Source organism: Desulfobotulus sapovorans DSM 2055, from assembly GCF_059569355.1.
The window spans coordinates 1-3591 of record NZ_JCANVJ010000058.1; the positions used below are offsets into that span (position 1 = coordinate 1).

Below are 3591 nucleotides of genomic sequence, written 5' to 3' on the forward strand. Positions count from 1 at the left end.
CCAAGGCTGCGGGTGCCTTCCTTTAAGGCATAAAGAACAAGGGGGTTTTCTGTCATCAAAGCGGCTCCCTCTTCCAGAACCTGATGAAGCGCTGGCACAGAATCACCTGCGCCAGGCATGACGGGTTGACCGCACGGCGGCGCGTGTTCTGGGGCGTATGGCCAAAAAACCCGGCCACGCCCCAGAACACGCGCCGCTTGAGGCGGCCTTGCGGCCGCAAAAAGAAAAAGGAAAAAAACGCTACAAAAGGTAAAAAACTAAAAAAAACAAAAGGTTAAGATCCTGCAAGGCGGAACCCCAGGAAGTCGTAGCGACGGCCGGCCCCGTACCTGAAGCGAAGGGCCGAACGACAGCCCCTGGCGCCGTCGAGCCAGCCGCCGCCCCGAAGGACGCGGCTGCCGCTGCCTGCCGCATATATGGGATCGGTTCCGGGCAGATTTTCATAATCTTCCCTGTACACATCCTGAACCCACTCCCACACATTGCCGTGCATGTCATACAGCCCCCAGGCGTTGGGTTTAAAGGAAGCCACTTTTACGGTTTTTTGCCGATCAGTTCCCTTGGGGCAGCCAGGCATTGGATAATTGCCATCATAGTTGGCATCATCTGTGGAAAGGCAGTTGCCAAAGGAAAAAGGCGTATCTGTCCCCGCACGGCAGGCGTATTCCCATTCCGCTTCTGTAGGAAGACGCACACTAAGGGTCTTATCCATGGCATTAAGCTTTTTTATGAATTCCTGAACATCATTCCAGGAAACCTTCTCCACAGGGCAGTCTTTGCCACAGTCTTTAAAATAGGAAGGATTGCTGCCCATCACCGCCTCCCACTGCCCCTGGGTCACCGGGGTGGTCATCATGTAAAAATCTTTGGAAATCTTTACCCGGTGCCGTTTTTCATTACCAAACCGCCCCGGCTCATTCTCTGGAGAGCCCATCCAGAACTCACCCGCAGGAATCCTCACAAAGGTCATACCCAGGCGGTTCTTCAAGGTCTTTTCAGCCCTCTTTTCTCCTTGATGCCCTGAAGATGCCGGGGCCTTTTCCAAAGCCGCCTCCAGAACCCCCGACGCAGACCACAGGTGGCAGGAAACCGGACGCACCTTGTCTCCCTTTACGCCAAGGCGAAGACCCATGGGAAAATCTTCTGCTGAGGCGTAAAGGCTCCGGGCTGCGTCCCGATCCAGATTCAGAACCGGACAAAGGCCCAAGAGAATTTCTTTGGCCCAGTCCGAAACTTCCTTCCAGGCCATGGGAAACCTGCCGGTTTTAATCTCATAGCCCTCCTTCACCAGAACCGCACGGCCCGCCTTCCAGATCGCACCCTCCAGCCGGGCCACACGCTCTTCCTCGAACTCAAAGGGGTCTCTCGCAAAATCCGGGGCTTCATCCCGGTTCACCCACTTCTCCGCCCATTTGCTTCGCGCTTCATCCAGAAGGGAAAGCGCCGCATCTGCGATGTCTTCCTCCCGGTTTCCAAGAAAAAGGGGAAAATCCCACCCGCAGGCGGGGCAGTTTTTGGATTCTTCACTTTGTTTCAGCCCACAGACCGGGCAGGTTGTTTCTTCCATGAAAAAGCTCCTTTGAACAATGTACACAAAACAGGGGTCTTGTTTTAAGACACCTGATAGTATTGATTTTTATCCTAACCCAGCCCCTTCTCCCAAAGGGAGGGAAGAAAATCAGGGTCTGTCTTCCACCTTCCACTCCCCGATCTCGCCCGTATCCGGGTTAAAGGCCACGCCAACAAGGGTGAGGGCCTTGGAAGTTCTCAGATATTTTTGGAAATACGCCCTCTCTTTGATCTGCTTCATGGCGGCTTCGGCATCCATGTTCAGCTTGAACTCAAAAATATAAATGCGGTCTTCGGTTTCCACCACAGCATCCATGCGGCCCTTGTTTGTATTTTCTTCCACACGGATGCGATAGCCCAGAAGGGTGAAGAGAATATAGAAGATGGTCTGATAGTATTTTTCGTGTTTGAGCCGGATGCTGTAATCCACCCGTGCATAAAACACATTCAGGATCTCAAAAACCTCTTCAAGGTCATGGGCCTTCAAGGCCTGAACAAGTTCATCCAGAAGGCTCGGCACCTGAGCTTCGGGGACGGGTGTAAAATACCCGGAGAGTTTTTTGACAAAGGCAAAGCGCACCTCGTCATTGGGATAGCCAAGGGTGTAAAGCTCACTTTCCGGATCATAATCCAGAATGGTGAGGTATCCGGTCTGAAACAAAAGCGGTTCCACCTTCAGGCATTCTATTTCATAGCTTGAAAAGGAATCGGCCATGAGCCGCATACCGTCCAGATCCTTCACACCGGGGGCAGGTTTTTTTGCGCCTTCTCTCTTTTCCTCTTCCTCTTTGAGAAGTTTCAAAAGAAAGGTAGGGGTTCCGGTCTCAAACCAATGGTGCCTGAAATTGCCCTGATCCATGGCCTTGATAAAGGAAACGGGATTATAGACGGACACGGGCTTTTCACTGAAACGCAGGCCGTTATAGGTTTTTCTCAGCTTTTCCAGATAAACGTTTCTGTCCATGCCGTTTTTGATGGCATTCTCCTCTATCCATTCCGAAAAATACCCTTCGCACTCTTCCTGGGTAAAGCCGCAGAGGGTGGCATAGTCTGGCATCATGGTGATGTCATCGAGGTGGTTCAGATCCGAAAAAATGGAGACATGGGTAAACTTGCTCACGCCGGTGATAAAGGAAAAGCGGATGTGTTCCTCCATGGCCTTGATCATGCCGTAAAACTGCTTCAGGAGGGTGCGGATTTTCAGCACTTCAGCCTTGTCCAGAATATTATCCAGAATGGGCTTGTCGTACTCGTCAATGAGGATCACCACTTTATCAGAGCCAGCACTTAAAATCTGAATGAGTTCTCTGAATTTTGCAGCAGGCCGCTCGGCCCTGAGACGAAGGCCTTCTTTTTCTGCCAGCCAGTCCAGCTCCATGGCCAGATTTTCCTCAAACTCCGCACAGGAAGAAGCACTCACCTTGTTCATGACCAACCGGATAAGGGGATAGACCTTCCAGTCATAGGGCTGATCAAAGATATACAGTCCTTTGAACAGCTCCTTTTCCCCCCGGAACACGGATTCCAGTGTGGAGAGGGTAAGGGATTTACCGAATCGCCTGGGCCGGGACAGAAAAAACTGACCATCCATCCTGCTGACCATGCGGAAAATATCTCTTGTCTTATCAACATACATTCCGTTTTCTTCAATGATTGTCCGAAAAGTATAAACGGATGTACTGAGTTTTTTACGCATAAGGATATCCCTGTTCTTTTAAGTATTTTCTACTGTTCAACTTATTCAAAGCGACTGGAAGCCGCTTCTACAAAAAAACAAAATGGCTATGGTCGAATGACAGACGATGGCATCCTTGCTTCCTGTCACCGCTCCGAAGGGTGGGGCGGCTCTCCGCTGCGCCCCTGCCACCAGTTAAGCTGGCGGGGGCTGGGCACCCCCACAAGAAAATCCGCATCCCTATCTATATGCAGTTCCACATGGCGGGCCTCGGTATCGGAATAAAGGGAAAGAAAGGCATGGTAGCGATCCGTCAGGGCCAGGGCGCGCTGGTTGGCAGAACCCTT

At 51.6% G+C, this 3591-nt stretch carries 3 protein-coding genes; all 3 read right to left on the bottom strand.

From position 1 onward, the window contains the following. Positions 1 to 274: 274 nt before the first annotated feature. A complete protein-coding gene (locus BR04_RS17470) occupies positions 275 to 1567 on the bottom strand; it encodes a formylglycine-generating enzyme family protein (RefSeq protein WP_496357309.1) in 1293 nt (430 codons plus the stop codon). Positions 1568 to 1678: 111 nt separating this feature from the next. Continuing rightward, the gene (locus tag BR04_RS17475; RefSeq protein ID WP_496357310.1) at positions 1679 to 3265 is read right to left on the bottom strand and encodes an AAA family ATPase; all 1587 of its coding nucleotides are present in this window, start codon (positions 3263 to 3265) and stop codon (positions 1679 to 1681) included. A gap of 125 nt (positions 3266 to 3390) precedes the next feature. Further along, positions 3391 to 3591: hypothetical protein (locus BR04_RS17480; RefSeq protein WP_496357311.1), on the bottom strand; the 201-nt coding region annotated here is incomplete at its 5' end.

Coding starts and splice junctions, on each gene's coding strand:
- BR04_RS17470 (WP_496357309.1), bottom strand. CDS start 1,567: ATGGAAGAAACAACCTGCCCGGTCTGTGGGCTGAAACAAAGTGAAGAA.
- BR04_RS17475 (WP_496357310.1), bottom strand. CDS start 3,265: ATGCGTAAAAAACTCAGTACATCCGTTTATACTTTTCGGACAATCATT.